The 24,610-nt window shown below is 44.0% G+C and carries 42 protein-coding genes; 40 read left to right on the forward strand and 2 right to left on the reverse strand.

Going from position 1 to position 24,610, the window contains the following annotated elements; translation table 11 throughout:
* The first annotated feature begins 318 nt into the window (after positions 1-318).
* The 39 genes from rpsJ (at position 319) to P6709_RS18885 (ending at position 22,000) form a co-directional block, all read left to right on the forward strand.
* Entirely contained in the window at positions 319-627 is a 309-nt protein-coding gene (rpsJ, locus tag P6709_RS18695; RefSeq protein WP_104059792.1) for a 30S ribosomal protein S10, read from the forward strand.
* A 42-nt stretch (positions 628-669) separates the two neighbouring features.
* Complete coding sequence (gene rplC / locus P6709_RS18700) at positions 670-1,299, forward strand: 50S ribosomal protein L3 (RefSeq protein WP_278242440.1); 630 nt, start codon at positions 670-672, stop codon at positions 1,297-1,299.
* A gap of 29 nt (positions 1,300-1,328) precedes the next feature.
* Positions 1,329-1,952, forward strand: coding sequence for a 50S ribosomal protein L4 (gene rplD, locus P6709_RS18705; protein ID WP_278242441.1), 624 nt, complete (start codon positions 1,329-1,331; stop codon positions 1,950-1,952).
* Complete coding sequence (gene rplW / locus P6709_RS18710; RefSeq protein ID WP_041054668.1) at positions 1,952-2,236, forward strand: 50S ribosomal protein L23; 285 nt, start codon at positions 1,952-1,954, stop codon at positions 2,234-2,236. The genes rplD and rplW overlap by 1 nt, the downstream gene beginning before the upstream one ends.
* A gap of 33 nt (positions 2,237-2,269) precedes the next feature.
* Complete coding sequence (rplB, locus tag P6709_RS18715) at positions 2,270-3,100, forward strand: 50S ribosomal protein L2 (protein WP_278242442.1); 831 nt, start codon at positions 2,270-2,272, stop codon at positions 3,098-3,100.
* Positions 3,101-3,160: 60 nt separating this feature from the next.
* Positions 3,161-3,439, forward strand: a complete 279-nt coding sequence (rpsS, locus tag P6709_RS18720; RefSeq protein ID WP_278242443.1) for a 30S ribosomal protein S19 — start codon at positions 3,161-3,163, stop codon at positions 3,437-3,439.
* 19 nt (positions 3,440-3,458) lie between these two features.
* On the forward strand, positions 3,459-3,800 hold the full coding sequence (gene rplV, locus P6709_RS18725) for a 50S ribosomal protein L22 (RefSeq protein WP_041054677.1): 342 nt from the start codon (positions 3,459-3,461) through the stop codon (positions 3,798-3,800).
* Positions 3,801-3,803: 3 nt separating this feature from the next.
* The gene (rpsC, locus tag P6709_RS18730) at positions 3,804-4,466 is read left to right on the forward strand and encodes a 30S ribosomal protein S3 (RefSeq protein ID WP_278242444.1); all 663 of its coding nucleotides are present in this window, start codon (positions 3,804-3,806) and stop codon (positions 4,464-4,466) included.
* Between the two features lie 2 nt (positions 4,467-4,468).
* The gene (rplP, locus tag P6709_RS18735) at positions 4,469-4,903 is read left to right on the forward strand and encodes a 50S ribosomal protein L16 (protein ID WP_133378460.1); all 435 of its coding nucleotides are present in this window, start codon (positions 4,469-4,471) and stop codon (positions 4,901-4,903) included.
* Entirely contained in the window at positions 4,893-5,093 is a 201-nt protein-coding gene (gene rpmC, locus P6709_RS18740) for a 50S ribosomal protein L29 (RefSeq protein ID WP_041054688.1), read from the forward strand. Before rplP ends, rpmC begins: the two co-directional genes overlap by 11 nt.
* Before the next feature lie 22 nt (positions 5,094-5,115).
* Complete coding sequence (gene rpsQ, locus P6709_RS18745) at positions 5,116-5,379, forward strand: 30S ribosomal protein S17 (RefSeq protein WP_278242445.1); 264 nt, start codon at positions 5,116-5,118, stop codon at positions 5,377-5,379.
* A gap of 42 nt (positions 5,380-5,421) precedes the next feature.
* A complete protein-coding gene (gene rplN, locus P6709_RS18750; RefSeq protein WP_041054699.1) occupies positions 5,422-5,790 on the forward strand; it encodes a 50S ribosomal protein L14 in 369 nt (122 codons plus the stop codon).
* A gap of 37 nt (positions 5,791-5,827) precedes the next feature.
* Positions 5,828-6,139, forward strand: coding sequence for a 50S ribosomal protein L24 (gene rplX, locus P6709_RS18755; RefSeq protein ID WP_278242446.1), 312 nt, complete (start codon positions 5,828-5,830; stop codon positions 6,137-6,139).
* A gap of 26 nt (positions 6,140-6,165) precedes the next feature.
* A complete protein-coding gene (rplE, locus tag P6709_RS18760; protein ID WP_041054706.1) occupies positions 6,166-6,705 on the forward strand; it encodes a 50S ribosomal protein L5 in 540 nt (179 codons plus the stop codon).
* A 24-nt stretch (positions 6,706-6,729) separates the two neighbouring features.
* Positions 6,730-6,915 (forward strand): 30S ribosomal protein S14, encoded by a 186-nt coding sequence (gene rpsN / locus P6709_RS18765; RefSeq protein WP_010285078.1) that lies wholly within the window; start codon positions 6,730-6,732, stop codon positions 6,913-6,915.
* A 30-nt stretch (positions 6,916-6,945) separates the two neighbouring features.
* Positions 6,946-7,344: a 30S ribosomal protein S8 gene (gene rpsH / locus P6709_RS18770; RefSeq protein ID WP_278242447.1), complete on the forward strand. Its 399-nt coding sequence runs from the start codon at positions 6,946-6,948 to the stop codon at positions 7,342-7,344.
* Between the two features lie 31 nt (positions 7,345-7,375).
* A complete protein-coding gene (gene rplF, locus P6709_RS18775; RefSeq protein WP_278242448.1) occupies positions 7,376-7,912 on the forward strand; it encodes a 50S ribosomal protein L6 in 537 nt (178 codons plus the stop codon).
* A gap of 33 nt (positions 7,913-7,945) precedes the next feature.
* Positions 7,946-8,308 (forward strand): 50S ribosomal protein L18, encoded by a 363-nt coding sequence (gene rplR / locus P6709_RS18780; RefSeq protein WP_278242449.1) that lies wholly within the window; start codon positions 7,946-7,948, stop codon positions 8,306-8,308.
* A 23-nt stretch (positions 8,309-8,331) separates the two neighbouring features.
* Complete coding sequence (gene rpsE, locus P6709_RS18785; RefSeq protein WP_104059753.1) at positions 8,332-8,832, forward strand: 30S ribosomal protein S5; 501 nt, start codon at positions 8,332-8,334, stop codon at positions 8,830-8,832.
* A 13-nt stretch (positions 8,833-8,845) separates the two neighbouring features.
* Entirely contained in the window at positions 8,846-9,028 is a 183-nt protein-coding gene (gene rpmD / locus P6709_RS18790) for a 50S ribosomal protein L30 (protein WP_041054725.1), read from the forward strand.
* Between the two features lie 30 nt (positions 9,029-9,058).
* Positions 9,059-9,499, forward strand: coding sequence for a 50S ribosomal protein L15 (gene rplO, locus P6709_RS18795; RefSeq protein ID WP_278242450.1), 441 nt, complete (start codon positions 9,059-9,061; stop codon positions 9,497-9,499).
* Positions 9,499-10,797 (forward strand): preprotein translocase subunit SecY, encoded by a 1,299-nt coding sequence (gene secY / locus P6709_RS18800; RefSeq protein ID WP_278242451.1) that lies wholly within the window; start codon positions 9,499-9,501, stop codon positions 10,795-10,797. The genes rplO and secY overlap by 1 nt, the downstream gene beginning before the upstream one ends.
* A 55-nt stretch (positions 10,798-10,852) precedes the next feature.
* Entirely contained in the window at positions 10,853-11,503 is a 651-nt protein-coding gene (locus P6709_RS18805; RefSeq protein ID WP_278242452.1) for an adenylate kinase, read from the forward strand.
* The gene (map, locus tag P6709_RS18810; protein WP_278242453.1) at positions 11,503-12,249 is read left to right on the forward strand and encodes a type I methionyl aminopeptidase; all 747 of its coding nucleotides are present in this window, start codon (positions 11,503-11,505) and stop codon (positions 12,247-12,249) included. Before P6709_RS18805 ends, map begins: the two co-directional genes overlap by 1 nt.
* 16 nt (positions 12,250-12,265) lie before the next feature.
* Positions 12,266-12,559 carry a KOW domain-containing RNA-binding protein gene (locus tag P6709_RS18815; protein ID WP_336619017.1) on the forward strand — a complete coding sequence of 98 codons (294 nt, stop codon included), beginning with the start codon at positions 12,266-12,268 and terminating at the stop codon, positions 12,557-12,559.
* 21 nt (positions 12,560-12,580) lie between these two features.
* Complete coding sequence (infA, locus tag P6709_RS18820; protein ID WP_041054740.1) at positions 12,581-12,799, forward strand: translation initiation factor IF-1; 219 nt, start codon at positions 12,581-12,583, stop codon at positions 12,797-12,799.
* Between the two features lie 38 nt (positions 12,800-12,837).
* The gene (gene rpmJ, locus P6709_RS18825; RefSeq protein WP_000868344.1) at positions 12,838-12,951 is read left to right on the forward strand and encodes a 50S ribosomal protein L36; all 114 of its coding nucleotides are present in this window, start codon (positions 12,838-12,840) and stop codon (positions 12,949-12,951) included.
* 22 nt (positions 12,952-12,973) lie between these two features.
* Entirely contained in the window at positions 12,974-13,339 is a 366-nt protein-coding gene (rpsM, locus tag P6709_RS18830) for a 30S ribosomal protein S13 (RefSeq protein WP_278242454.1), read from the forward strand.
* 25 nt (positions 13,340-13,364) lie between these two features.
* Complete coding sequence (rpsK, locus tag P6709_RS18835; protein ID WP_041054868.1) at positions 13,365-13,754, forward strand: 30S ribosomal protein S11; 390 nt, start codon at positions 13,365-13,367, stop codon at positions 13,752-13,754.
* A gap of 171 nt (positions 13,755-13,925) precedes the next feature.
* Positions 13,926-14,870, forward strand: coding sequence for a DNA-directed RNA polymerase subunit alpha (locus tag P6709_RS18840; protein WP_278242455.1), 945 nt, complete (start codon positions 13,926-13,928; stop codon positions 14,868-14,870).
* 59 nt (positions 14,871-14,929) lie between these two features.
* Positions 14,930-15,322 (forward strand): 50S ribosomal protein L17, encoded by a 393-nt coding sequence (rplQ, locus tag P6709_RS18845; protein ID WP_278242456.1) that lies wholly within the window; start codon positions 14,930-14,932, stop codon positions 15,320-15,322.
* A gap of 357 nt (positions 15,323-15,679) precedes the next feature.
* Positions 15,680-16,519 (forward strand): energy-coupling factor ABC transporter ATP-binding protein, encoded by an 840-nt coding sequence (locus P6709_RS18850; RefSeq protein ID WP_278242457.1) that lies wholly within the window; start codon positions 15,680-15,682, stop codon positions 16,517-16,519.
* Entirely contained in the window at positions 16,495-17,361 is an 867-nt protein-coding gene (locus P6709_RS18855; protein WP_278242458.1) for an energy-coupling factor ABC transporter ATP-binding protein, read from the forward strand. Before P6709_RS18850 ends, P6709_RS18855 begins: the two co-directional genes overlap by 25 nt.
* The gene (locus tag P6709_RS18860) at positions 17,358-18,161 is read left to right on the forward strand and encodes an energy-coupling factor transporter transmembrane component T family protein (protein ID WP_278242459.1); all 804 of its coding nucleotides are present in this window, start codon (positions 17,358-17,360) and stop codon (positions 18,159-18,161) included. Before P6709_RS18855 ends, P6709_RS18860 begins: the two co-directional genes overlap by 4 nt.
* Positions 18,162-18,173: 12 nt before the next feature.
* Positions 18,174-18,926: a tRNA pseudouridine(38-40) synthase TruA gene (gene truA / locus P6709_RS18865; RefSeq protein ID WP_278242460.1), complete on the forward strand. Its 753-nt coding sequence runs from the start codon at positions 18,174-18,176 to the stop codon at positions 18,924-18,926.
* A gap of 206 nt (positions 18,927-19,132) precedes the next feature.
* Positions 19,133-19,570 carry a 50S ribosomal protein L13 gene (gene rplM, locus P6709_RS18870; protein WP_278242461.1) on the forward strand — a complete coding sequence of 146 codons (438 nt, stop codon included), beginning with the start codon at positions 19,133-19,135 and terminating at the stop codon, positions 19,568-19,570.
* A 25-nt stretch (positions 19,571-19,595) separates the two neighbouring features.
* Positions 19,596-19,988, forward strand: a complete 393-nt coding sequence (gene rpsI / locus P6709_RS18875) for a 30S ribosomal protein S9 (protein ID WP_104059767.1) — start codon at positions 19,596-19,598, stop codon at positions 19,986-19,988.
* A 142-nt stretch (positions 19,989-20,130) separates the two neighbouring features.
* Positions 20,131-20,850, forward strand: a complete 720-nt coding sequence (gene cwlD, locus P6709_RS18880; RefSeq protein ID WP_278242462.1) for an N-acetylmuramoyl-L-alanine amidase CwlD — start codon at positions 20,131-20,133, stop codon at positions 20,848-20,850.
* A gap of 97 nt (positions 20,851-20,947) precedes the next feature.
* A complete protein-coding gene (locus tag P6709_RS18885) occupies positions 20,948-22,000 on the forward strand; it encodes a P-loop NTPase (RefSeq protein WP_278242463.1) in 1,053 nt (350 codons plus the stop codon).
* 38 nt (positions 22,001-22,038) lie between these two features.
* Here the strand turns inward: P6709_RS18885 and gerD are convergent, their stop codons facing one another.
* Positions 22,039-22,710 (reverse strand): spore germination lipoprotein GerD, encoded by a 672-nt coding sequence (gene gerD, locus P6709_RS18890; RefSeq protein ID WP_278242464.1) that lies wholly within the window; start codon positions 22,708-22,710, stop codon positions 22,039-22,041.
* Between the two features lie 152 nt (positions 22,711-22,862).
* Here gerD and P6709_RS18895 point away from each other — a divergent pair, with 152 nt between their 5' ends.
* Positions 22,863-23,531 carry a KinB-signaling pathway activation protein gene (locus tag P6709_RS18895; protein ID WP_278242465.1) on the forward strand — a complete coding sequence of 223 codons (669 nt, stop codon included), beginning with the start codon at positions 22,863-22,865 and terminating at the stop codon, positions 23,529-23,531.
* 48 nt (positions 23,532-23,579) lie between these two features.
* Here P6709_RS18895 and P6709_RS18900 read toward each other — a convergent pair whose 3' ends face one another.
* Positions 23,580-24,299 carry a polysaccharide deacetylase family protein gene (locus tag P6709_RS18900; protein ID WP_278242466.1) on the reverse strand — a complete coding sequence of 240 codons (720 nt, stop codon included), beginning with the start codon at positions 24,297-24,299 and terminating at the stop codon, positions 23,580-23,582.
* Positions 24,300-24,610: the final 311 nt, after the last annotated feature.

Below are 24,610 nucleotides of genomic sequence, written 5' to 3' on the forward strand. Positions count from 1 at the left end.
AGAAAGTCGCTTTTTTATCGCAGTTATTAGCATTGAAAGTCAATAAAGAACGAGTTAAAACCTGTGAATTTTCTGCCTATTTTCATACCACTTGAAACCTGAAGCGATCCCTCGTATAATAAAGAAAGTGTGTTAGAAAGTAATTTCGGAAAAAGACTTGCGTTATTCTAATATTATCTGTATAATATCTAATGTTGGTCTTTGACTGCGATGAAGCGGGAGGTTGCCGACACACCCGGCCGCTTTGCCATGGCTGGTGTGTGGGAAATTTTCGCGGAGAATGTCTATTCCTAAATAGGCGAAAAAGGAGGGAAAATAATGGCAAAACAAAAAATTCGTATCCGTTTGAAGGCGTATGATCACAGAATCCTTGATCAGTCCGCAGAGAAAATCGTTGAAACTGCAAAACGTTCAGGTGCTAGTGTATCGGGTCCAATCCCGTTGCCAACTGAAAAGTCGATTTACACGATTCTTCGTGCGGTGCACAAATACAAGGATGCTCGTGAGCAGTTTGAAATGCGCACACACAAACGTCTTGTTGATATTGTGAACCCAACACCACAAACGGTAGATGCTCTAATGCGTCTTGACTTACCGTCCGGCGTTGACATCGAAATCAAACTTTAATACAAAAAATAAATTATAAAAACAAATTAGGAGGTGTGACTAATGACCAAAGGAATCTTAGGTAGAAAGATTGGAATGACTCAGGTTTTTGCTGAAAATGGTGACTTGATCCCTGTAACTGTAATTCAGGCAACGCCAAACGTTGTGCTTCAAAAGAAATCAGTTGATACAGACGGATACGAGGCTATCCAAATTGGTTTTGAAGACAAGCGCGCTAAGCTTGCTAACAAACCAGAAGGCGGCCATGCTGCTAAAGCAGAAACTGCTCCTAAGCGCTTCGTCCGTGAAGTACGCGGTGTAGAACTTGGAGAGTATGAGGTTGGTCAGGAAGTCAAGGTTGATATTTTCGCAGAAGGCGATGTAATAGATGTGACAGGAATTTCGAAGGGTAAAGGTTTCCAGGGCGCAATCAAGCGTCACAACCAATCCCGCGGACCAATGTCCCATGGTTCTCGTTACCACCGTCGTCCCGGTTCAATGGGTCCTGTAGATCCAAACCGTGTATTCAAAGGTAAACTATTACCTGGACGTATGGGCGGAGAAAGAGTAACAGTTCAAAACCTATCAATCGTTAAGGTTGATGTTGAGCGTAACTTACTTCTTGTTAAGGGCAATGTTCCTGGTCCTAACAAGACATTGATTCAAGTAAATAGTGCGGTTAAAGCTAACTAATAGACGCTATAGGAAAGGAGGAAACAGGAATGCCTAAAGTATCTCTTTACAAACAGGATGGTTCAACAGCTGGTGAATTCGAGCTTAACGAATCAATCTTCGGTATCGAGCCAAACAACTCAGTGATGTTTGAGGCAGTAGTAATGCAGCGCGCATCACTTCGCCAAGGATCACACAAAGTAAAAAACCGTTCAGCAGTACGCGGCGGTGGACGTAAACCATGGCGTCAAAAAGGTACGGGTCGTGCTCGTCAAGGGTCAATCCGCTCACCACAATGGCGTGGAGGTGGCGTAGTCTTCGGACCTACACCACGCAGCTACAGCTACAAGCTTCCTAAAAAAGTTCGTCGCTTAGCAATTAAATCTGCTCTTTCTTCCAAAGTGGTTGAAGAGAATTTCCTAGTACTAGAGGCGTTGTCATTTGATACGCCAAAAACAAAGGAATTTGCATCAGTTCTTAAAAACCTTTCAGTAGACAAAAAAGTCCTAGTAGTGACTGACGGTCTTGATGAAAATGTTTCATTAGCTGGTCGTAATATTCCTGGAGTAACAATCGTATCTGCAAATGGAATCAGTGTTCTTGACGTGCTTGGTCACGACAAGCTAATCATGACGAAAGATGCAGTTCAAAAAGTAGAGGAGGTGCTTGTATAATGGAAGCTCGTGATATCATTAAGCGCCCCGTAATTACTGAACGTTCTTCAGACCTTATGGGTGAGAAGAAATATACGTTTGAAGTAAACACTCGTGCAAATAAAACACAAGTAAAACATGCGATAGAAGAAGTTTTCGGTGTGGATGTTGCAAAAGTTAACATTATGAATTACAAAGGGAAATACAAGCGCATGGGACGTTATGCTGGTTACACTAACAAGCGTCGCAAAGCAATTGTAACTCTTACTGAAGCAAGCAAGGAAATCGAATTTTTCGAAGCTTAAAACTAACTGAAATATAGAAGAGGAGGGAACAGAATGGCGATTAAAAAGTACAAACCTACCTCCAACGGTCGTCGCGGCATGACAAGTTCTGATTTTGCTGAGATTACAACAAGCACTCCAGAAAAATCGCTTCTTGCGCCAGTTAAGCGCAAAGGTGGTCGTAACAACCAAGGTAAGTTAACCGTTCGTCATCAAGGTGGCGGTCACAAGCGCCAGTATCGCATCATCGACTTTAAACGTAACAAAGATGGCATTCCTGGTCGCGTTGCCACAATCGAATATGATCCAAACCGTTCAGCTAACATTGCATTAATCAATTACGCTGATGGAGAAAAACGTTACATCCTGGCTCCTAAGGGATTAGTAGTAGGTATGGAAGTTATGGCTGGTCCGGAAGCGGATATCAAAACAGGCAACGCACTTCCACTTATCAACATTCCTGTTGGTACAGTTATTCACAATATCGAGATGAAACCTGGTAAAGGCGGACAATTGGTACGTTCAGCTGGAACATCAGCTCAGGTTCTTGGTAAAGAAGGTAAGTACGTACTTGTGCGTCTTAACTCTGGTGAAACTCGTATGATCCTTGCTACTTGCCGCGCTACAGTTGGTCAAGTAGGAAATGAGCAGCACGAGCTTATCAACATTGGTAAAGCAGGACGTTCTCGTTGGTTAGGCAAACGCCCAACTGTACGTGGTTCTGTAATGAACCCTAACGATCACCCGCACGGTGGTGGTGAAGGTAAAGCACCAATCGGACGTAAATCACCTATGTCACCATGGGGCAAACCGACTCTTGGTTACAAGACACGTAAGAAATCAAACAAATCCGATAAATTTATCGTACGTCGCCGTAAAAAATAACGGGATTGAGCTACGGTTCATAAGACGAGCCGTAGGGCAATCACGAAGGGAGGTTCCAATATGGGTCGCAGCTTGAAAAAAGGACCTTTTGTGGACGATCATTTAATGGTTAAAGTTGAGAAGCTTAATGAAGCAGACAAGAAACAAGTTGTTAAAACTTGGTCTCGTCGTTCAACAATCTTCCCAGCATTCATCGGTCACACAATCGCAGTATATGACGGACGCAAACATGTACCGGTATACGTCACAGAAGACATGGTAGGACACAAGCTTGGTGAATTTGCACCTAGCCGTTTGTACAAAGGCCATGGCAACGATGACAAGAAAACAAGACGCTAATTGAGAGGAGGCTATCCTAATGCAAGCTAAAGCTGTTGCGAGAACAGTTCGTATTGCTCCTCGTAAAGTACGCCTAGTAGCAGATTTGATCCGAGGCAAGCAGGTTGGCGAGGCGGTTGCAATTTTAAACCACACTCCACGTTCTGCTTCACCCGTTGTTGAAAAGGTATTGAAATCTGCTGTAGCGAACGCTGAGCATAACTACGATATGGACATCAATAATCTAGTGATTACAGAGGCCTATGTAAATGAAGGTCCAACACTTAAACGTTTCCGTCCACGTGCGATGGGCCGTGCAAGTGCAATCAACAAACGTACTAGCCACATTACAATCGTGGTATCTGAAAAAAAGGAGGGGTAACGCGTGGGTCAAAAAATTCATCCAATAGGACTTAGAATTGGTATCATTCGTGACTGGGATTCTAAATGGTTCGCAGGTAAGGACTATGCAGATCTATTGCACGAAGACCTAAGAGTCCGTGATTATATCGAAGGACGCCTTAAAGAAGCTTCTGTTTCTAAGGTTGAAATCGAACGTGCGGCTAACCGCATCAACATTACAATTCACACTGCTAAGCCTGGTATGGTAATTGGTAAAGGCGGTACGGAAGTGGAAGCACTTCGTAAAGACCTTAACAAAATTACAAACAAGCGTGTTCACATCAACATCGTTGAAATCAAACGAGCAGATCTTGATGCGAAACTAGTAGGTGAAAACATTGCACGTCAACTGGAAAACCGCGTGTCTTTCCGTCGTGCACAAAAACAATCAATCCAACGCACAATGCGTGCTGGTGCTAAAGGGATCAAAACACAAGTTTCTGGTCGTCTTGGCGGAGCAGACATCGCACGTGCTGAACATTATAGCGAAGGTACTGTTCCACTTCATACTCTTCGTGCTGACATCGATTACGCTCATGTTGAAGCGGATACTACGTATGGTAAGCTCGGAGTTAAAGTATGGATCTATCGTGGAGAAGTTCTACCTACTAAGAACAAGAAGAATGCCGAGGAAGGAGGAAACTAATCATGTTATTGCCTAAACGCGTTAAATATCGTCGTGTACACCGCGGAAAAATGCGCGGTCAAGCGAAAGGCGGTACAGAAGTAAGTTTCGGTGAATACGGTCTTCAGGCAGTTGATGCCAGCTGGATCACAAACCGTCAAATCGAATCTGCTCGTATTGCGATGACTCGTTACATGAAACGTGGAGGTAAAGTTTGGATCAAGATTTTCCCACACAAACCTTACACGAAAAAACCTCTTGAAGTCCGAATGGGTTCTGGTAAAGGTGCTCCTGAAGGATGGGTAGCGGTTGTAAAACCTGGCAAGATTATGTTTGAAATTGCAGGAGTATCTGAAGAGGTTGCACGAGAAGCTCTTCGCCTTGCAGCGCACAAACTTCCAATCAAATGTAAGTTTGTAAAACGTGAAGAAATTGGTGGTGAATCAAATGAAAGCTAATGAAATTCGTGACCTTACCACTGCTGAAATAGAACAAAAGGTTAAATCACTTAAAGAAGAGCTTTTCAATCTGCGTTTCCAACTTGCAACAGGGCAACTGGAAAACACTGCTCGTATTCGTGAAGTACGTAAAGCCATTGCTCGCATGAAAACCGTGATTCGTGCAAGAGAAATCGGCGCTAACAACTGATAACTGAGAGGAGGTTTGCAGCATGAGTGAACGCAACCAGCGTAAAGTCTACACCGGCCGTGTAGTGTCTGATAAAATGGACAAAACAATCACAGTTTTGGTTGAGACACAAAAGAAACATTCACTTTATGGCAAACGAGTAAAATACTCTAAAAAGTACAAAGCTCACGACGAACAAAACGAAGCCAAAATTGGCGACGTAGTTCGTGTAATGGAAACTCGCCCGCTTTCAGCAACTAAACGTTTCCGTCTAGTGGAAGTCGTAGAAAAAGCGGTTATTATCTAATATATTGTTCGGATATGTTTATTCCGAAGGGAGGTAACCTACATGATTCAACAAGAATCCCGTTTAAAAGTAGCTGACAATTCTGGCGCACGTGAAGTATTAACCATAAAAGTACTAGGTGGCTCCGGCCGTAAAACTGCTAATATTGGTGATGTGATCGTCTGCACAGTGAAACAAGCAACACCAGGAGGCGTTGTTAAAAAAGGTGAAGTTGTGAGAGCTGTTGTAGTTCGCACAAAGAGTGGAGTACGCCGCGTTGATGGAACTTACATCAAATTCGACGAAAACGCTTGTGTCATCATAAAAGACGACAAGAGCCCTCGTGGAACACGTATCTTTGGACCGGTTGCTCGTGAACTTCGTGACAACAGCTTCATGAAGATCGTTTCTCTTGCACCAGAAGTTCTTTAATTGATCAACAACCACCGTATCAAGGAGGTGCGATAGGATGCACGTTAAAAAAGGCGATAATGTAATGGTTATTTCGGGCAAAGACAAAGGCAAGACTGGTACAATTCTTGCTGCTTTCCCTAAAAAAGACCGCGTGCTTGTTGAGGGTGTAAACATCGTCAAGAAGCACTCTAAACCTTCACAAATGAATCCACAAGGTGGAATCACAAACATGGAGGCAGCAATTCACGTATCAAACGTGATGCTAATCGATCCAAAAACGAATGAACCAACACGCGTTGGCTACAAAGTTGAGGACGGCAAAAAAGTACGTATTTCAAAAAAATCAGGTGAATCTTTAGATAAATAGTTCAAGAAGAAGGGAGGTACTCAAGAATGAACCGCCTAAAAGAAAAGTTCAATAACGAAATCACGCCTGCTCTAGTTAGCAAATTTAACTACACTTCAGTGATGCAGGTACCAAAAATCGATAAAATCGTAATCAACATGGGTGTTGGTGACGCAGTTCAAAACACTAAATCTCTTGATACAGCAGTTGAGGAATTAGCTACAATCACTGGTCAAAAACCACTAGTGACAAAGGCTAAAAAATCAATCGCTGGATTCCGCCTGCGTGAAGGTATGCCAATCGGAGCGAAAGTAACGCTTCGCGGCGAGCGCATGTACGAATTCCTAGACAAGTTAATCTCTGTATCTCTTCCTCGTGTACGTGACTTCCGAGGTATTTCTAAGAAGTCATTTGATGGTCGTGGAAATTACACTCTTGGTGTTAAAGAGCAGCTTATCTTCCCAGAGATCGATTATGATAAAGTATCCAAGGTTCGTGGCATGGACATCGTAATTGTAACAACAGCGGGTTCTGATGAAGAATCTCGTGAATTGCTTACACAATTCGGTATGCCATTCCAAAAGTAATCTCTATAAAAGGGAGGCGTAAACGTGGCTAAAAAATCAATGATTGCGAAGCAAAAACGCACACAAAAATTCAAAGTACAAGAGTACACTCGCTGCGAACGTTGCGGACGACCACACTCAGTACTACGCAAATTCAAGCTTTGCCGTATTTGTTTCCGTGAACTAGCATACAAGGGTCAAATTCCTGGCGTTAAAAAAGCCAGCTGGTAACACCCGATTTTGGGAAGGAGGTAAAATAATATGACAATGACAGATCCAATCGCAGATTTGTTGACTCGCATTCGTAATGCGAATCAAGTTCGTCACGAGAAGCTAGAGGTTCCTGCTTCCAACATGAAAAAGGAAATTGCAGAAATTCTTAAGCGTGAAGGTTTTATCCGTGATGTAGAATACATCGAGGACAGCAAGCAGGGGATTATTCGTATCTTCTTGAAGTATGGTTCGAATAACGAACGTGTTATCACTGGCCTTAAACGAATCTCTAAGCCTGGTCTTCGTGTTTATGCAAAAGCTGACGAAGTTCCACGTGTATTGAATGGTTTAGGAATCGCACTAGTGTCAACTTCCAACGGTGTATTTACGGACAAGGAAGCTCGCTCTAAACAAGTTGGCGGAGAAGTTCTAGCATACGTTTGGTAATATTTTCGATAAGAAATGGAGGTGCAACAGAATGTCTCGCGTAGGTAAAAAACCAATTGAGGTACCTTCTGATGTAACGCTTACTTTCAACGGTTCAACCGTTACAGCTAAAGGACCAAAAGGTGAATTAACTTTCACTTTCAATTCAGAAATGAAATTTGAGCAGGAAGGCACTACACTTACAGTAGTCCGTCCTTCTGAATCAAAAGAACACCGCACAATCCACGGTACAACCCGTGCGATCCTGAACAACATGGTTCAAGGTGTTTCTAAAGGATTCGAACGCGGCCTTGAACTAGTTGGGGTTGGGTATCGTGCTCAAAAACAAGGAAACAAACTGATCCTTAACGTTGGATACTCTCACCCGGTTGAGATGACTCCAGAAGACGGAATCGAAGTTGAAGTTCCTTCTAACACTAAAATCATCATCAAGGGTGCGAGCAAAGAGCGCGTAGGCGCACTTGCTGCAAACATCCGTGCTGTACGTCCTCCAGAGCCTTATAAAGGTAAAGGAATCCGATATGAAGGCGAACAAGTTCGTCGTAAAGAAGGTAAAACAGGTAAATAATGCCGCTTAGGCGCATGAAAGGAGTGACCTTGATTGATTACAAAAGCTAACAAGAATGCGGTACGTAAAAAACGTCATGCTCGTGTACGTTCCAGAATTACTGGAACAGAATCACGTCCACGTTTGAACATCTTCCGCTCAAACAAGCATATCTATGCTCAGCTAATCGATGATGTGAATGGCGTAACGCTTGCCAGCGCTGCAACATCTGACAAGGAGCTTGGTATTGAAGCTGGCGGAAACGCTGAAGCTGCAGGTAAAGTAGGCGAACTAATCGCTAAACGTGCAGTAGAAAAAGGTTTGAAATCAGTCGTATTTGACCGTGGAGGGTATCTATACCACGGACGTGTAAAAGCTCTTGCAGATGCTGCACGTGAAAACGGACTTGAATTTTAATAGAAAAAGGAGGGACAATCCAGATGCGTCGCATTGATCCAAACAAACTCGAACTTGAAGAACGCGTAGTTACGATTAACCGTGTCGCTAAGGTTGTTAAAGGTGGACGCCGCTTCCGTTTCTCTGCTCTTGTAGTAGTAGGCGACAAGAACGGCCACGTAGGATTCGGTACAGGTAAAGCCCAAGAGGTGCCTGATGCGATCCGTAAAGCAATCGAAGACGCGAAGAAAAATCTTGTAGAAGTACCAATGGTAGGAGGAACAACTCCTCACCTTGTAACAGGCCGCTTTGGAGCAGGTTCAATCCTGATCAAACCAGCATCTCCTGGTACAGGAATCATCGCCGGCGGACCGGTTCGTGCGGTACTTGAGCTTGCAGGTGTCGCTGACATTCTGTCTAAATCTCTAGGATCTAACACACCAATCAACATGGTTCGTGCCACTATCAACGGTCTTACGCAACTTAAGCGTGCTGAAGACGTCGCGAAGCTTCGTGGCAAATCAGTGGAAGAACTGTTAGGATAAGGAGGGAAATTTGATGGCGAATAAACTAGCAATTACCCTCACTCGCAGCTTGATCGGCCGTAATAAAGATCAACGCAAAACAGTTGAAGCACTAGGTTTGCGCAAAACAAACCAAACGGTTGAGCAACAAGATAATGCTGCGATCCGTGGTATGATTAACAAAGTTTCTCATTTGGTATCAGTAAAAGAACTTTAATATAATGTCTATCAACAAGGAGGTGCCACTATGAAACTTCATGAGTTAAAACCTGCAGAAGGATCTCGTAAGGAACGCAACCGTGTAGGACGCGGTATCGGTTCTGGTAACGGTAAAACTTCTGGTAAAGGTCATAAAGGTCAAAACGCCCGTTCAGGCGGCGGAGTACGTCCTGGCTTCGAGGGTGGTCAAAATCCACTAGCTCGTCGTCTTCCTAAGCGCGGATTCACAAATATCCACCGCAAGGAATATGCAGTTGTGAACCTTGACGCACTTAATCGTTTTGACGAAGGTGCAGAAGTAACACCAGAACTTCTAATCGAGTCAGGTGTTGTAAGCAATGAAAGAGCAGGTATCAAGATTCTTGCAAAAGGGAACATCGAGAAGAAACTAACTGTTAAAGCTCACAAATTCTCTTCTGCTGCAAAAGATGCGATCGAAGCTGCTGGCGGAACAACTGAGGTGCTATAATGTTTCGGACACTCTCCAATTTTATGCGCGTGGGTGATATAAGAAACAAAATTATTTTCACCCTTTTAATGTTGGTGGTCTTTCGAATTGGAACATTCATTCCGGTTCCAGGTGTAGATGCTCAGGTTCTTCAGGCACAGGATGAAATGTCCGGCTTGATTGGCTTTATGAATACATTTGGCGGCGGAGCACTGATCAACTTCTCAATTCTTGCGATGGGGATCATGCCGTACATCACGGCATCCATCATCGTTCAGCTTCTGCAAATGGACGTAGTACCGAAATTTGCGGAATGGGCGAAGCAGGGGGATGTTGGCCGGAAAAAGCTGGCTCAATTTACAAGGTATTTCACAATCGTACTTGGTTTCATCCAGGCGATAGGGATGTCTTACGGGTTTAACCGTATGTATGGCGGAACTTTGATTCCTGATACATCTGTAGGAACATATTTGCTTATTGCAATCGTTCTTACGGCGGGTACAGCCTTCTTAATGTGGTTAGGAGAGCAAATCACGGCAAAGGGAGTTGGAAATGGGATTTCCATCATCATCTTTGCGGGTATCGTGGCAGCTATTCCTAACGCCGTTAATCAGATTTATGTACAGCAGATTCAAGGAGCTGGAGAACAGCTTTTCTTGAATATTGTGATCATGCTTTTACTTTTACTGGCAGTCGTTGCCATTACAGTCGGGGTAATCTTTGTTCAGCAGGCGCTGCGTAAAATCCCTGTACAGTATGCCAAGCGTGTAGGCGGCAAAAATGCTCCTGCAGGCGGTCAATCGACCCATCTACCATTAAAAGTGAATGCTGCGGGTGTTATTCCGGTTATCTTTGCGATTTCCTTTATCATCACTCCGCAAACCCTGGTAACATTCTTTGGATCAAACAACATCACCACCACGATCCAGGAAGTATTTGACCATACTCAGCCAATCGGTATGACAATTTATGTTGGTTTAATTATTGCGTTTACGTATTTTTATGCCTTCATACAAGTGAATCCCGAAAACATGGCTGAAAACCTCAAAAAGCAAGGCGGCTATATCCCAGGTATTCGCCCGGGCAAAGCGACTCAGGATTACCTGACGAGCGTCCTTTACCGATTAACGTTTGTGGGAGCAATTTTCTTATCAGTTGTTTCGATTCTCCCAATTTTCTTTATTAATTTAGCTGGACTTCCTCAGTCTGTTCAAATAGGCGGAACAAGCCTATTGATCATCGTAGGGGTTGCGCTGGAGACGATGAAGCAATTGGAAGCGCAGCTTGTGAAACGTAATTACAAAGGATTTATGAGATAATCACTGGTTTTGGGGTTACAGCCCCGGAGCCCATCAAGACTGAGGGGGCTTACTTGTGAATATTGTTTTAATGGGTTTACCTGGTGCCGGAAAAGGTACACAGGCAGAACAAATCGTTGAAAAGTATAAGATTCCTCATATCTCCACCGGGGATATGTTCCGTTCCGCGATTAAAAACGGCACAGAATTAGGCTTAGAAGCTAAATCGTTCATGGACCAGGGAGACCTGGTGCCTGATGAAGTAACCATCGGGATTGTACGTGAACGCCTTAGCCAGAATGACTGCCAAAATGGATTTTTACTCGATGGATTTCCAAGAACAGTTGCTCAGGCAGATGCGCTTGATGCGTTACTGACTGATCTTGGCAAAAAATTAGACTATGTTCTAAACATTAAGGTGGAAAAAGAAGAGTTGATTAAGCGTCTTACAGGCCGCTGGATTTGCACAGTCTGTGGGGCAACCTATCATACCATCTTTAATCCTCCTGCAGTAGAAGGTATTTGTGATAAAGACGGCGGGGAATTGTACCAGCGTGAAGATGACAAACCTGAAACTGTCAAAAATCGTTTAGATGTTAATATGAAGCAAACGCAGCCACTTCTTGATTTCTATGGTCAAAAGGGCGTGTTAAAGGACATTGATGGCCAACAGGATATTAAAAAAGTATTCGTTGACATTGATGAACTGCTCGGGGGCCTTCGCTAATGATCATTTGCAAGACGCCTCGAGAGCTCGAGATCATGCGCGAAGCAGGCAAGATTGTTGCGTTAACCCATCAGGAGTTGCAAAAGCATATTGCGCCTGGGATCACGACGAAGGAACTGGATGACATTGCTGATCGGTATATCCGTCAGCATGGCGCTGTTCCATCCTTTAAAGGATACAATGGTTTTAGCGGAAGTATCTGTGCATCAGTGAATGAAGAGCTTGTCCATGGTATACCGGGCAGCCGGAAATTGAAGGACGGTGACATTATCAGCATTGATATTGGCGCGTATTTCAAAGGCTATCATGGCGATTCAGCTTGGACCTATCCGGTCGGAATCATTTCGGCCGACGCACAGAAACTGCTTGATGTCACGGAAGAGTCACTCTTCCTTGGTCTGAAGGAAGCTAAACCGGGTGTTCGTCTTTCGAACATTTCTCATGCTATTCAAACGTGCGTGGAAGGCAATGGTCTTTCTGTCGTACGTGAGTATGTAGGGCACGGAGTTGGGCAAGACTTGCATGAGGCACCACAAATCCCTCATTTCGGTCCGCCTGACAAAGGGCCACGCTTAAAGCCCGGCATGGTACTAGCCATTGAACCGATGGTGAACGCAGGAAGTCGTTATGTTAAAACTCTTTCTGATAACTGGACAGTAGTAACTGTAGATGGTAAACTGTGTGCTCATTTTGAACACACAATTGCGATCACTGAGGACGGTTACGAAATCCTGACAAAAGCCTAAGTGAAGGTGATCCTAATTGTTTAAATCCGATTCGCCCCCCGGGATAGGGCAGATTGTGCAGGTGAACAAGGGCCGTGATACAGGAGTATACGCGGTTGTCATTCATCGGTTGGATGATACGTTTGTTTTGATTGCGGATGGAGAACGCCGGAAGTTCGACCGTCCCAAGAAGAAAAACATTCAGCATTTGACTTCATGTGATTATATATCCCCGGCGGTTCAAAGCAGTATATCCGAAACTGGGCGTGTGACTAATGGGAAGCTGCGTCACGCAGTTCACTCATATGTCCATGAGACCCTGAAAGTTTGATAAAGAAGGGAGACATGTTCGATGGCGAAAGACGATGTTATCGAGATTGAAGGAACCGTAGTTGAGACTTTGCCTAACGCAATGTTTAAGGTAGAATTAGAGAATGGTCACAATGTGCTTGCACATGTATCCGGTAAAATTCGTATGCATTTTATTCGAATCCTACCAGGCGACCGAGTAACAGTGGAGCTATCTCCATATGACTTGACGCGTGGCCGTATCACTTACCGTTACAAATAATCTTTTGCACTCCGACCCACTAAGGAGGTTTAGATAAGATGAAAGTCCGACCATCTGTTAAGCCGATCTGCGAAAAGTGTAAAGTCATCCGCAGACGCGGCAAAGTAATGGTGATTTGCGAAAATCCAAAGCATAAACAAAAACAAGGCTAATAAAGAAGGAGGTGCTCTTTGAATGGCACGTATTGCTGGTGTAGACATTCCGCGTGACAAACGCGTAGTGATCTCTCTAACGTATATTTTTGGTATTGGAAAATCAACAGCACAACAAATTCTTACTGATGCAGGCGTATCTCAGGAAACTCGCGTTCGCGACCTTACTGAAGATGAGCTTAACAAAATCCGTGAAATCGTGGACAATTTGAAAGTTGAAGGTGACCTTCGCCGTGAAGTATCCCTGAACATCAAGCGTCTAATGGAAATCGGTTCATACCGTGGCCTTCGTCACCGTCGTGGACTTCCTGTTCGCGGACAGCACACGAAGAACAATGCACGTACACGTAAAGGTCCTCGTAAGACCGTAGCTAACAAGAAAAAATAATTAGTAAAGGAGGTTTCTTCTTAACATGGCACGTAAACAACAAACTCGTAAGCGTCGTGTGAAAAAGAATATCGAAGCTGGTATTGCTCACATTCGCTCAACTTTTAATAATACAATCGTGATGATTACAGACACTCATGGTAATGCAATTGCATGGTCAAGTGCTGGATCACTTGGTTTCAGAGGATCTCGTAAATCAACTCCGTTCGCGGCTCAAATGGCAGCAGAAACTGCAGCTAAAGCTTCAATGGAACATGGTTTGAGAACTCTTGAAGTAACAGTAAAAGGTCCTGGTGCAGGTCGTGAAGCTGCGATCCGTGCACTACAAGCAGCAGGTCTTGACGTAACGGCAATTAAAGACGTTACTCCAGTACCTCACAATGGCTGCCGCCCGCCGAAACGTCGTCGTGTTTAATTTTTCTGTATAAAATCTGGATCCTTGTCGATAATGGATCATAGATTCCTTCGTGCAGAAATGAAAGATCCGGTTGTAAAGCACAATGGGTATGATAGACATGGGGAATTTCGGAATGATTCATAGAATTAATATCCGGAGTTTCGACGTTTTGAAGGAGGGTAAATTTGAATGATCGAAATTGAAAAGCCAAAAATCGAGACGGTTGAGATCAGCGATGATGCCAAATACGGAAAATTCGTTGTAGAGCCACTTGAGCGTGGATATGGTACAACATTGGGTAACTCCTTGCGTCGTATCCTGTTATCCTCACTTCCTGGTGCTGCGATCACTTCAATTCAAATTGATAGTGTTCTTCACGAATTTTCAACTATTGAAGGTGTCGTAGAAGATGTCACAACAATCATTTTGAATATCAAGAAGCTTGCATTAAAGATCTATTCAGATGAAGAAAAAACACTTGAAATCGATGTACAGGGTGATGGTGTCATCACAGCTGCTGATATTACGCATGACAGTGATGTTGAGATTCTCAATCCTGATCTGTACATTGCAACAATCGGTAAAAATGGACATCTTCGCATGCGTTTAAGTGCGTCCCGCGGTCGTGGATACACGCCGGCAGACCAAAATAAACGTGAAGATCTTCCAATTGGTGTGATTCCAATCGATTCAATTTATACACCTGTTTCACGTGTAAACTATCAAGTTGAAAACACTCGTGTTGGTCAAATGACGAATTTCGATAAGCTTTCACTTGATGTCTGGACAGATGGAAGCATTGGTCCTAAAGAAGCAGTAGCTTTAGGTTCTAAAATTCTGACTGAACACCTTAATATTTTTGTAGGATTAACGAATGAAGCACAGAATGCAGAAATCATGGTAGAGAAAGAAGAAGATCAGAAAGAGAAAGTTCTTGAAATGACAATTGAGGAACTTGATCTGTCCGTTCGTTCTTACAACTGCCTGAAGCGTGCAGGAATCAACACAGTCCAGGAGCTGGCGAATAAGTCAGAAGAGGACATGATGAAGGTGCGTAATCTCGGACGTAAATCCCTGGAAGAAGTTAAGGCGAAATTAGATGATCTTGGATTAGGTCTACGAAGAGAAGACTGATCCATTGTACGAATACAACATTAAGATAGACACAATTTCAACAAAGGAGGGAACCCTTCATGGCTTACAGAAAGTTAGGACGTACAAGTTCTCAGCGTAAAGCACTTCTACGTGACCTTACAACGGACTTGATCATGAACGAACGCATTGAGACTACTGAAACACGCGCGAAAGAACTTCGCTCTGTTGCAGAAAAAATGATCACACTTGGAAAGAAAGGTGACTTGCACGCTCGCCGTCAAGCTGCTGCTTACATCCGTCGTGATCACGAAGTAAGAACGAAAACAAATGATAAAGGCGAAGAGAAAGAAGTTAACTTCTACGCTCTGCAAAAACTATTTGACGAAGTAGCACCACGCTACGCAGAACGTCAAGGTGGTTACACACGCATCATGAAAGTTGGTCCTCGTCGTGGAGACGGCGCACCAATGGTAATCATTGAATTAGTTTAATTCGCACACCACAGAGGGCGGAACAGTTAGAGCCTAACTGCTCTCGCCCTCTTTCTTTAAAGCTATCAGATTTATACGACGACAAAGCAAAAAGCAGAGTGTTATGATGAGCAGACTATACGTCTGACTCGTCTAGCTCTTAGCACCTCATTCATCCATCGTCACAATGGATAGGAACGTTATACGATTTTAAATGAAGCGGGCGCATTTCCTTGAATGAGGTGCGCGCTTTTTTTGTATTAAAAAGGTTTTTTAAACAGTTGAGAAGAGTAAAGAGAGGTAGAGAGAGAAACTGGCAGAAATTCAATTCCTCCATCTATGAGGACCCTGATGCTGGTTAGGCAGGAGGCTTTAACTATGACGCGAGAAATTATCTCACTGGACTCCATTACGTTCCGTTATCCGGGCGGGGACCAGGATGTATTGAAGGATGTTTCTTTTTCAGTTGATGAGGGAGAATGGGTAGCAATTGTCGGTCATAATGGATCGGGCAAATCCACTCTTGCCAAATTAATGAACGGACTTTACTTTCCTGAACAGGGGAGCGTGCGGATTGTAGGCATTTCCCTAGAAAAGGATACGGTCTGGGAGACAAGAAAGCATATTGGAATGGTGTTTCAGAATCCGGATAATCAGTTTGTCGGCACAACAGTTCAAGATGATGTGGCTTTTGGCTTGGAGAACCATGGCGTGCCTCATGAAGAAATGGTTGAGCGTGTGAACCGTGCCCTCAAACAGGTGAAAATGGACGATTTTCTAAATCAAGAGCCACATCATCTTTCAGGCGGACAGAAACAGCGAGTCGCTATGGCAAGTGTGCTTGCTCTCAGACCGGATATTATTATCCTGGATGAAGCCACGTCCATGCTTGATCCTACCGGACGTCAAGAAGTGATCGAGCTGGTCCGTTCCCTGAAGGAAGAGCAGGAAATGACCGTTCTCTCCATCACGCATGACTTAGAAGAAGCGGCAAAGGCTGATCGGATGATCGTGATGAATCAGGGAGAGGTTTACCGGACAGGAACACCAAAGGAAATTTTTGAACTGGGTGAAGAACTTGTAAGTCTTGGCCTGGATCTTCCCTTTTCCATTAAAATGGGCAACGCCTTAAAAGACCAGGGCATTCAGCTTTCAGGACAGCATTTAACAGAAGAAGAGTTGGTGAATGAGCTATGGACATCTCACTTCAAGAAGTAGAATACCGCTACGCAGCAGGATCGCCCTTTGAAAAAAAAGCGATAGAGGATATATCCTTTACAATCCCAAGCGGTCAATGTGTAGCGATTATCGGTCATACAGGTTCAGGGAAATCCACCCTTTTACTGCATCTGAACGCGCTCTTAAAACCAACATCAGGGTCTGTGATGATTGGAGATCGTACGGTAAAAGCAGGTCGAAAAGAAAAGGATTTGAAGCCGATTCGTCAGAAAGTCGGCATTGTGTTTCAGTTTCCCGAACAGCAATTATTCGAAGAAAACGTAATGAAGGACATTTGCTATGGTCCCATGAATTTTGGCGTCTCTGAGAAAGAAGCACAGGAACGGGCAAGGTACTGGATTGAACAGGTGGGACTTTCGCAAGAAATTTTAGAGGAATCCCCTTTTGATTTATCCGGGGGCCAGATGAGGCGTGTGGCGATTGCAGGCGTGCTTGCGATGGAGCCGGAGGTTTTAGTGCTTGATGAGCCGACTGCCGGACTGGATCCGCGGGGACGAAAAGAAATCATGGATATGTTTTATCAGCTTCACAAAGAACGAAATCTGACCTTGATCCTCGTTACCCACAGTATGGAGGATGCGGCTTCATACGCTGACAAAATCGTCGTGTTAAATAAAGGGCGCAAAGTGCATGAGGCGTCGCCGAGGGAGCTGTTTGATGATGCAGACAGGCTGGCTGAGTGGGGACTGGGCGTACCGGAAGTTGTTCGTTTTCAACGTCTTCTCCAGAAAAAAACCGGTCATACACTTCCTGGTGTCTGCTTATCAATCGATGAGCTTGCTGCAGCGTGGAAAAAGCAGACAGGAGGTCCGATAGCATGATGGAAAAAATGATTTTCGGTCGTTACATTCCGGCAGATTCATTCGTTCATAAAATGGACCCCCGGGCGAAGCTGGTTTTCGTATTTGCTTTTATCGCCATCATCTTTTTAGCTGATAATGTCTGGGCCTACGGGCTGGCTGCGGTTTTCACGCTTTCCTCTATCTGGCTGTCAGGCATTACAGTCCGATTTCTAATCAGCGGCCTGAAGCCTGTTATGATTCTGATCGCTTTTACTTTTATTCTTCAGCTGTTCTTTGCAAGAGAAGGTCAGGTGATCGTAGACCTTGGTATTTTCACCATTTATGAAGAAGGCGTGCGGCAGGCGCTGATGATTTCCACCCGATTTTTACTGCTCGTGTTTATGACGTCGCTGCTGACATTAACAACTACGCCAATTTCGATTACAGATGGACTGGAAAGCCTGCTTAATCCATTAAAAAAAATCCGTTTTCCAGCCCATGAGCTTGCATTAATGATGTCAATTGCTCTGCGGTTTATTCCTACTTTAATGGATGAAACGGACAAGATCATGAAAGCACAAATGGCAAGAGGCTCTGATATGTCAAGCGGACCTGTAAAAGACCGCATTAAAGCTGTCGTACCACTCATGATCCCATTATTCGTAAACGCATTTAAGCGCGCAGAGGATTTAGCTACTGCGATGGAGGTCAGAGGGTACAGAGGAGGAGAAGGGCGTACAAAATACAGACTGCTGCATTGGCAGCTCCGTGACACGTTTGCGCTGCTTTCTCTGGTTCTGCTGGCCGGAGTGCTGGGCGGCTTGAGATATTGGCTGTAAGGAGGATTTAATGTGCCTAGATTCAAATGTATTATTTCGTATGATGGGGCAGCATTCTTTGGCTACCAGGTGCAGCCAGGGATGCGCACAGTCCAGGGAGAGCTTGAAAGAGCGCTGACAGAGGTGCATAAGGGGAAGAAGACCCGGGTCTCTGCCAGTGGCCGTACAGACGCTCGTGTGCACGCTGTAGGCCAGGTGATTCATTTTGACACAGAGAGCCGAATTCCGGCTGATCGCTGGCCTGCTGTGTTAAATCAAAAGCTGCCCAATGATGTGGTGGTAAAAAGTGCAGAGCAGGTAGAAGATGATTTTCACGCACGCTTTTGGACTGTAAGCAAGGAATACCGCTACATTATTGAAAGGGAAACACACCCAACCCCCTTTAGGAGGCACTATGCGGTTCACCATCCCCTTACGATTGATATTGAGCAGATGAGAGCAGCTGCCGCACACTTCTTAGGCGAACATGATTTTACCACCTTCTCCGTTGCGAAATCGGCTGTTGTTGATCGGGTCCGGACGATTGAACAGTTTGACATTATCGAACAAGAAAGCGAATGGATCTTTATTGTGAAAGGCAATGGCTTTTTATACAATATGGTCCGCATCATGGTGGGCACTCTCCTTGAAGTAGGAAGCGGCAAATACCAGCCGGAGGATATACCTGTAATGCTTGAAGCGAAAGACCGGAGCGCAGCAGGAAAAACAGCCCCTCCCCATGGCCTGTATTTGTGGGACGTTGCCTACAGAAATCAGCTGAACTGACTCATTTCAAAAGGAAATAAAAAAAGTTTCTAAAACAACTCGACCTGGTGTAACATTCTCTTGACATACGGGTTGAAACGTTATATTATAGCCTATGGTATGTATTTCACCCTTTGATGAGACCCGGACCTTATCAATGTGACGTGTACAAATACGGCTCAAAAGAATAGATGAAACATTTTAAACTTTATTTAGGAGGTAAACTCATGCGTACAACATTTATGGCTAAAGGTCACGAAGTAGAGCGCAAGTGGCTCGTAGTAGATGCTGAGGGTAAAACTCTTGGACGTCTTGCTAGTGAAGTTGCTGCAATCCTGCGTGGTAAAAATAAACCGACATTCACTCCACACGTTGACACTGGTGATCACGTAATCATCATCAATGCTGAAAAAATTCACCTTACAGGTAAAAAGCTTTCTGACAAGATCTACTACCGTCACAGCTTGCACCCAGGTGGTTTGAAACAGCGTACTGCATTAGAAATGCGTACAAACTACCCTACAAAAATGCTTGAATTAGCGATCAAAGGAATGCTTCCAAAGAATTCTCTTGGACGTCAAATTTTCAAGAAGCTTCACGTTTATGCTGGAGCTGAACACCCACACGCAGCACAACAGCCAACAGCTTACGAGCTGCGCGGTTAATTTAAATTAAGAGGAGGGAATTATCTTGGCACAAGTTCAATATATCGGAACAGGTCGTCGTAAAAGTTCTGTAGCACGTGTACGTCTAGTACCAGGTGACGGACAAATCGTGATTAACGGACGCGAAGTTGAAAACTACATTCCATTCGCAGCATTGCGCGAAGTAATCAAACAACCACTTAACATTACAGAAACTCTTGGTAACTACAATATTTTCGTAAATGTTAACGGTGGTGGCTACACTGGTCAAGCTGGAGCAATCCGTCACGGAATTTCACGTGCATTGCTTCATGTGGATCCTGAATACCGTGGAGCACTAAAAAGCGCGGGTCTATTAACTCGTGACTCACGTATGAAAGAGCGTAAGAAGCCAGGTCTTAAAGGCGCTCGTCGTGCACCTCAGTTCTCAAAACGTTAATCTGTCTTTTCCAAAGCTCTCAGCCCCTGCGGCCGGGAGCTTTTTTGTGTGCAAACAACCCCTTCACGAACCGCTTTTTCTTCTATAGATGCCGAGACAAGCATATAGTAATTCATCATTCTATATGACAGGTGGGCGTTGAATGAAAAAAAAGGTCATTTTCCTTAGTATGTTCGTACTCCTTGCTGCAGCTATTCTCGGGATGCGTGTGGACCGCATGGTTATTAGTGCTATTGAGGAATGGCGGATGCCTTTGGCTGGAAAGGTGATCGTTCTTGATCCAGGGCATGGAGGGGCAGATGGAGGCGCCAATTACGAAACCATTTTAGAGAAAAATTTAACGCTTAAAATCGCTAAGCAGCTACGGGCTTATTTGGAGGAACAAGGTGCGATTGTGCGCATGACACGTGAACAAGATATGGATTTAGCAAGTGAGGCAACTAAGGGGTACCGGGACCGTAAAAGGGAGGATTTAAAAAACAGACTGGAGCTTATGAACGATAAGGATAATGATCTGTTTATCAGCATTCATTTAAATGCGATTCCGCAAACGCAATGGAGCGGTGCTCAGACGTTTTATACAACCTATCACGATGACAACGAAAGGATTGCGCGTTTTGTGCAGCACGAGCTCGTTCGTCATTTGCCTAAAAATACCCGCAAAGCTAAAACAATTGATGGTATTTATGTGCTGAGTCACGCAGAAACGCCTGGCATTTTAGTAGAGGCCGGTTTTTTATCGAATCCGGAAGAGCGGTATTGGCTGCTGCAGGATGAATATCAGCAGCGGGTTGCGGCATCTATTTACTTTGGGATTCTGCGTCATTACTCAGAAGAAGACAGCCTTGAAGAAGAATTATAAGCTCATGATTCTGTAAGCTCCCGCCACAGACTTTCGTTTTTTCCTATGTTATACTGACATAGGATGAAAACGAATACAAGTGAAGGAGTGTCTGCAGTTGATGACAGAACAGCAAGTACATGAACTCATCGGCTCAATGAATGATCCGATCCTACATACAACACTCGCAGAAACAGGCGGAATTGTTGAAGTTTCGATTAAGGAAGAGAAACAACATGTCAGTGTAAAAATTGCTTTGGCAAAAACCGGAACAGCGGAGCAGATGCAGCTGCAAATGGCAGTAGTTGAAGCATTAAAGGGTGCAGGAGCAGAGTCGGTTGGCATTCGCTTTACCGAATTGCCGCCTGAAGCACTTGAGCAATTTAGAGGACAGGCGGGAGAAGCGGTAGAAGATAATCTGCTCTCTCCAGGCAACAAGGTTCAATTTATCGCCATCGCAAGCGGTAAAGGCGGCGTAGGTAAATCAACGGTATCCGTTAATCTTGCTGTGGCGCTCGCCCGTGCAGGCAAAAAAGTTGGCCTGATCGATGCGGATATTTACGGTTTTAGTGTGCCGGATATGATGGGAATTAATAAGCGGCCAGTGGTAAGAGGAGAACGCATTATTCCAGTGGACCGATTTGGCGTGAGAGTCATTTCGATGGCTTTCTTCGTAGAGGATAACGCGCCGGTTATTTGGCGCGGGCCGATGCTTGGGAAAATGCTAAACAGCTTTTTTACCGAGGTGGAGTGGGGAGAGCTGGATTATTTATTGCTCGATCTTCCGCCGGGAACAGGAGATGTGGCGCTTGATGTGCATGCGCTTCTTCCATCAAGCAAAGAAATTATCGTCACCACCCCTCATCCTACTGCTGCGTTTGTTGCAGCAAGAGCGGGAGCCATGGCGCTGCAGACCGATCACTCTATTTTAGGTGTAGTCGAAAACATGGCCTTTTATGAAAGTAAAAAAACAGGTGAACGCGAGTATGTCTTTGGTCAGGGGGGAGGAGAGAAGCTGGCGGATGAACTCCGCACTGAACTGCTCGGCAAACTCCCTCTTCAGCAGCCGGACTGGGACGACAATGATTTTGCGCCATCAGTATACGGGGAAGACCACCGTTTAGGCAAAATCTATGCGGACATTGCCCAGCAGGTAATCGACCGCACATAATAAAAGCAGTCTCCTGGTTAATCAGGAGACTGCTTTTTTCATGATCCACTTCCGCTTTCTGTATCTCCGCTCTCATCTCCGCCGCCTGAGCCGCCGCCCTGACCTTCACCGCTTCCTCCGCCGCCTTCGGCCGAGCTTTCAGAAGAAGTTTCACCACCAGAAGAGCCTCCACTTTGTTCTCCCATTTTTTTTGCTGCCTCTAACAATATATCCTGCAGCTCCTTTTGAACAAGTGGACTTTCCATGACTTCAATCAATTGTTTTTTTGTTTCTTCTCTGTATGCCTGACTGTTCATCAGTGTAAGCGTTTGTTCCTGGATGGACGGATCTTTTAATAAATCGAGCATCATTTTCTGATACTCTGGATCCTGCATCAAGCCTTTAATTAACTCTTCATGCTCCTTATGCATGCTTTTCGCCAATACTTCAGCAAAGGCAGGATCTTTGAATGTTTTCTCCCAAAATTTACGTCCATCTTCTGACAGCAGTTTTTCATCAATCGATTTTTGAACTACTTCCTGATCTAAAACCAGTTCCTTCTTTATTTCTTCATCTGCCAGCAGCTCCTGGACAGCCGTTTTTCCTTCATTGGTTTTTAACAAGTCAATGACCATCTGTTTGGTCTCTTCATAGCTGGATGCTTTTTCACCACCACAAGCCGATAGTAAACATACGAATGCAAAGACAAAAATGATTCCTTTTTTTCTCACTGTTGTTCACCCCCAAACTCTTATTTCTCTAGTTCTTATCTTTTGCAGTCAGGGGTAAAGTATGCACGTTCACAACGTAGTCATGGATTTTTCAAATGGTGATTGGTACAATCGAAGGAGAGTTTGTAAATTAATTGCTGGGGGATCTTACCGTGACTATCCGAAGCTGGATTAGATTTTTTACCATGACATTGCTTGTTGGCGGCATTACAACAGGAATTGTTGGCATTGCTGTGCGCTGGAATGAATTGGTTGATTTATTAAATGGGCAGGATGCAGTTGAAGTGATTTCGGTTATTGTATGGATGATTGGCGTAGGGATGACGTTTAGTGTCATCAGTCAAATGGGGTATTTTGCTTACTTAACCATTCATCAATTCGGCCTTGGAATATTCAGATCGTTAAAATTATGGAACGCAGTGCAGCTTGTTCTCGTCGCTTTTGTTCTTTTTGATTTAGTGTATTTTCGGTTTCAGGCATTTGCCGGAGAAGGCGACTCACTGCTGCCGTACATTGGCTTGGCCGGGTTTTTATTAGCTGCAGGATTACTTGTAGCATTTTTAAAGTCCAAACAGGCAACAGCTTCAGTTTTTCCGTCCACTTTGTTTTTTATGGTAGTCGTAACCACACTTGAGTGGCTTCCAGTGCTTCGCAGCAACGAAGGATACTGGCTAGTTACCATTATGTTCACACTGATTGCAACCAATGCCTATCAAATTCTGGCATTGCCACGATACAACAAGCGGTCAGTTAAAGAGCGGGAAGAAAGACTGGCCCGTAAAGAAGCCCGTCTGAAGGAACAAAAAGCAGTAAAAAAGTAAATGTGAATTAAATTAAAGAGACCGTGCATACTTTCTGCACGGCTTTTTTTAATCCAGTAATTTAATCTTGCTGTCAGAAGAAGCCAGCAATTCCAGAAGAGAAACAAAAGGAACATCATTCCCATGACTCTGTAAAGCTTCATACGATTTTGTCCAGTTTTTCTCCATATCCTCTAGTTTATTGTCTGCATTTAGTTCAACAACCGCGCCTTGAAGCGGAATTCTTTTTGAAGAAACCAGATCCTTTTCTTCAAGCTGATGGCTGACCACGATAAAGTCATACTTGGCCATTACCTTTACGACTGATGGAGGTAAAAGCTCGTCCTTCGTTCTGTAATAAGCAGGATCAAGATTATGTTCTTTAAAAAGAGCCCTTAGATCTTCGAGGTGTTTGGCAATTTCTTTTTCTTCAAGTGACTCGTAGCGGGAAGGATGAAGATCATAAATCCCGATGTCAAACCCGGCAAGCTGGATTTCCTTTACAACTTCTTTTTGTCTGTCCACCCAGGCAGGATCTAAAAAGAATGTTGCTTTTTTAATTCCTTTTTCCTCAAGGTCTTTTACAAGCCAAACAATTGATTCGTTTCCAAGCTCAACATTAAAAGTCAAAGACACGCCTGTATCACCCTTATACAAAATACCGGGAGACGGCCAAACCCCATTTACATTCATTACACTAGGAGAAGGTGGAATGAGCAGAACAACCAGCGTGATAATGATTAAAATGATGCCTGTCTCATATCCCTTTCTAAAAAAGTGTTTCCCCATTTTTCATACACATCCTTCCCGTACAGCCATTTTTAAAAGCATATGAACGAAAGAAGGAAAATATCTTTTTTCCTTAAAAGTATTGACCAACTTAAAATCCGGTGATATATTAATAAGCGTCGCTTTTAGACGTACTTAAATCAGTCCACCAAAAACATTTTAAAAAAAGTGTTGACATATTATTTTGAAAAATGGTATGATGATTTGGTCGCTTGAGAGAGCAACACACAAACAAAACACCTTGAACCTTGAAAACTAAACAACCAAAAACGTCAACGTTAGTACAAGAATTACAAGAAACACAATGAGCT

It is taken from the genome of Jeotgalibacillus sp. ET6, from assembly GCF_029667115.1.
In the GTDB taxonomy this organism is placed as follows: Bacteria; Bacillota; Bacilli; order Bacillales; family Jeotgalibacillaceae; genus Jeotgalibacillus.

Bases quoted from the DNA above. Each gene is read 5' to 3' on its own strand.
- rplP (WP_133378460.1), top strand. From the start codon at position 4,469: ATGTTATTGCCTAAACGCGTTAAATATCGTCGTGTACACCGCGGAAAA.
- rplF (WP_278242448.1), top strand. From the start codon at position 7,376: ATGTCTCGCGTAGGTAAAAAACCAATTGAGGTACCTTCTGATGTAACG.
- P6709_RS18855 (WP_278242458.1), top strand. From the start codon at position 16,495: ATGGACATCTCACTTCAAGAAGTAGAATACCGCTACGCAGCAGGATCG.
- map (WP_278242453.1), top strand. From the start codon at position 11,503: ATGATCATTTGCAAGACGCCTCGAGAGCTCGAGATCATGCGCGAAGCA.
- rplO (WP_278242450.1), top strand. From the start codon at position 9,059: ATGAAACTTCATGAGTTAAAACCTGCAGAAGGATCTCGTAAGGAACGC.
- rplQ (WP_278242456.1), top strand. From the start codon at position 14,930: ATGGCTTACAGAAAGTTAGGACGTACAAGTTCTCAGCGTAAAGCACTT.
- rpsK (WP_041054868.1), top strand. From the start codon at position 13,365: ATGGCACGTAAACAACAAACTCGTAAGCGTCGTGTGAAAAAGAATATC.
- rplM (WP_278242461.1), top strand. From the start codon at position 19,133: ATGCGTACAACATTTATGGCTAAAGGTCACGAAGTAGAGCGCAAGTGG.
- rpsH (WP_278242447.1), top strand. From the start codon at position 6,946: ATGACAATGACAGATCCAATCGCAGATTTGTTGACTCGCATTCGTAAT.
- rplD (WP_278242441.1), top strand. From the start codon at position 1,329: ATGCCTAAAGTATCTCTTTACAAACAGGATGGTTCAACAGCTGGTGAA.
- rpsJ (WP_104059792.1), top strand. From the start codon at position 319: ATGGCAAAACAAAAAATTCGTATCCGTTTGAAGGCGTATGATCACAGA.
- rpsS (WP_278242443.1), top strand. From the start codon at position 3,161: ATGGGTCGCAGCTTGAAAAAAGGACCTTTTGTGGACGATCATTTAATG.
- rplW (WP_041054668.1), top strand. From the start codon at position 1,952: ATGGAAGCTCGTGATATCATTAAGCGCCCCGTAATTACTGAACGTTCT.
- secY (WP_278242451.1), top strand. From the start codon at position 9,499: ATGTTTCGGACACTCTCCAATTTTATGCGCGTGGGTGATATAAGAAAC.
- P6709_RS18900 (WP_278242466.1), bottom strand. From the start codon at position 24,299: ATGGGGAAACACTTTTTTAGAAAGGGATATGAGACAGGCATCATTTTA.
- rpmJ (WP_000868344.1), top strand. From the start codon at position 12,838: ATGAAAGTCCGACCATCTGTTAAGCCGATCTGCGAAAAGTGTAAAGTC.
- rpmD (WP_041054725.1), top strand. From the start codon at position 8,846: ATGGCGAATAAACTAGCAATTACCCTCACTCGCAGCTTGATCGGCCGT.
- P6709_RS18850 (WP_278242457.1), top strand. From the start codon at position 15,680: ATGACGCGAGAAATTATCTCACTGGACTCCATTACGTTCCGTTATCCG.
- rpsM (WP_278242454.1), top strand. From the start codon at position 12,974: ATGGCACGTATTGCTGGTGTAGACATTCCGCGTGACAAACGCGTAGTG.
- P6709_RS18860 (WP_278242459.1), top strand. From the start codon at position 17,358: ATGATGGAAAAAATGATTTTCGGTCGTTACATTCCGGCAGATTCATTC.
- infA (WP_041054740.1), top strand. From the start codon at position 12,581: ATGGCGAAAGACGATGTTATCGAGATTGAAGGAACCGTAGTTGAGACT.
- rpsQ (WP_278242445.1), top strand. From the start codon at position 5,116: ATGAGTGAACGCAACCAGCGTAAAGTCTACACCGGCCGTGTAGTGTCT.
- rplB (WP_278242442.1), top strand. From the start codon at position 2,270: ATGGCGATTAAAAAGTACAAACCTACCTCCAACGGTCGTCGCGGCATG.
- cwlD (WP_278242462.1), top strand. From the start codon at position 20,131: ATGAAAAAAAAGGTCATTTTCCTTAGTATGTTCGTACTCCTTGCTGCA.
- rpmC (WP_041054688.1), top strand. From the start codon at position 4,893: ATGAAAGCTAATGAAATTCGTGACCTTACCACTGCTGAAATAGAACAA.
- rplV (WP_041054677.1), top strand. From the start codon at position 3,459: ATGCAAGCTAAAGCTGTTGCGAGAACAGTTCGTATTGCTCCTCGTAAA.
- rplX (WP_278242446.1), top strand. From the start codon at position 5,828: ATGCACGTTAAAAAAGGCGATAATGTAATGGTTATTTCGGGCAAAGAC.
- P6709_RS18840 (WP_278242455.1), top strand. From the start codon at position 13,926: ATGATCGAAATTGAAAAGCCAAAAATCGAGACGGTTGAGATCAGCGAT.
- rplC (WP_278242440.1), top strand. From the start codon at position 670: ATGACCAAAGGAATCTTAGGTAGAAAGATTGGAATGACTCAGGTTTTT.
- rpsE (WP_104059753.1), top strand. From the start codon at position 8,332: ATGCGTCGCATTGATCCAAACAAACTCGAACTTGAAGAACGCGTAGTT.
- rplE (WP_041054706.1), top strand. From the start codon at position 6,166: ATGAACCGCCTAAAAGAAAAGTTCAATAACGAAATCACGCCTGCTCTA.
- rplN (WP_041054699.1), top strand. From the start codon at position 5,422: ATGATTCAACAAGAATCCCGTTTAAAAGTAGCTGACAATTCTGGCGCA.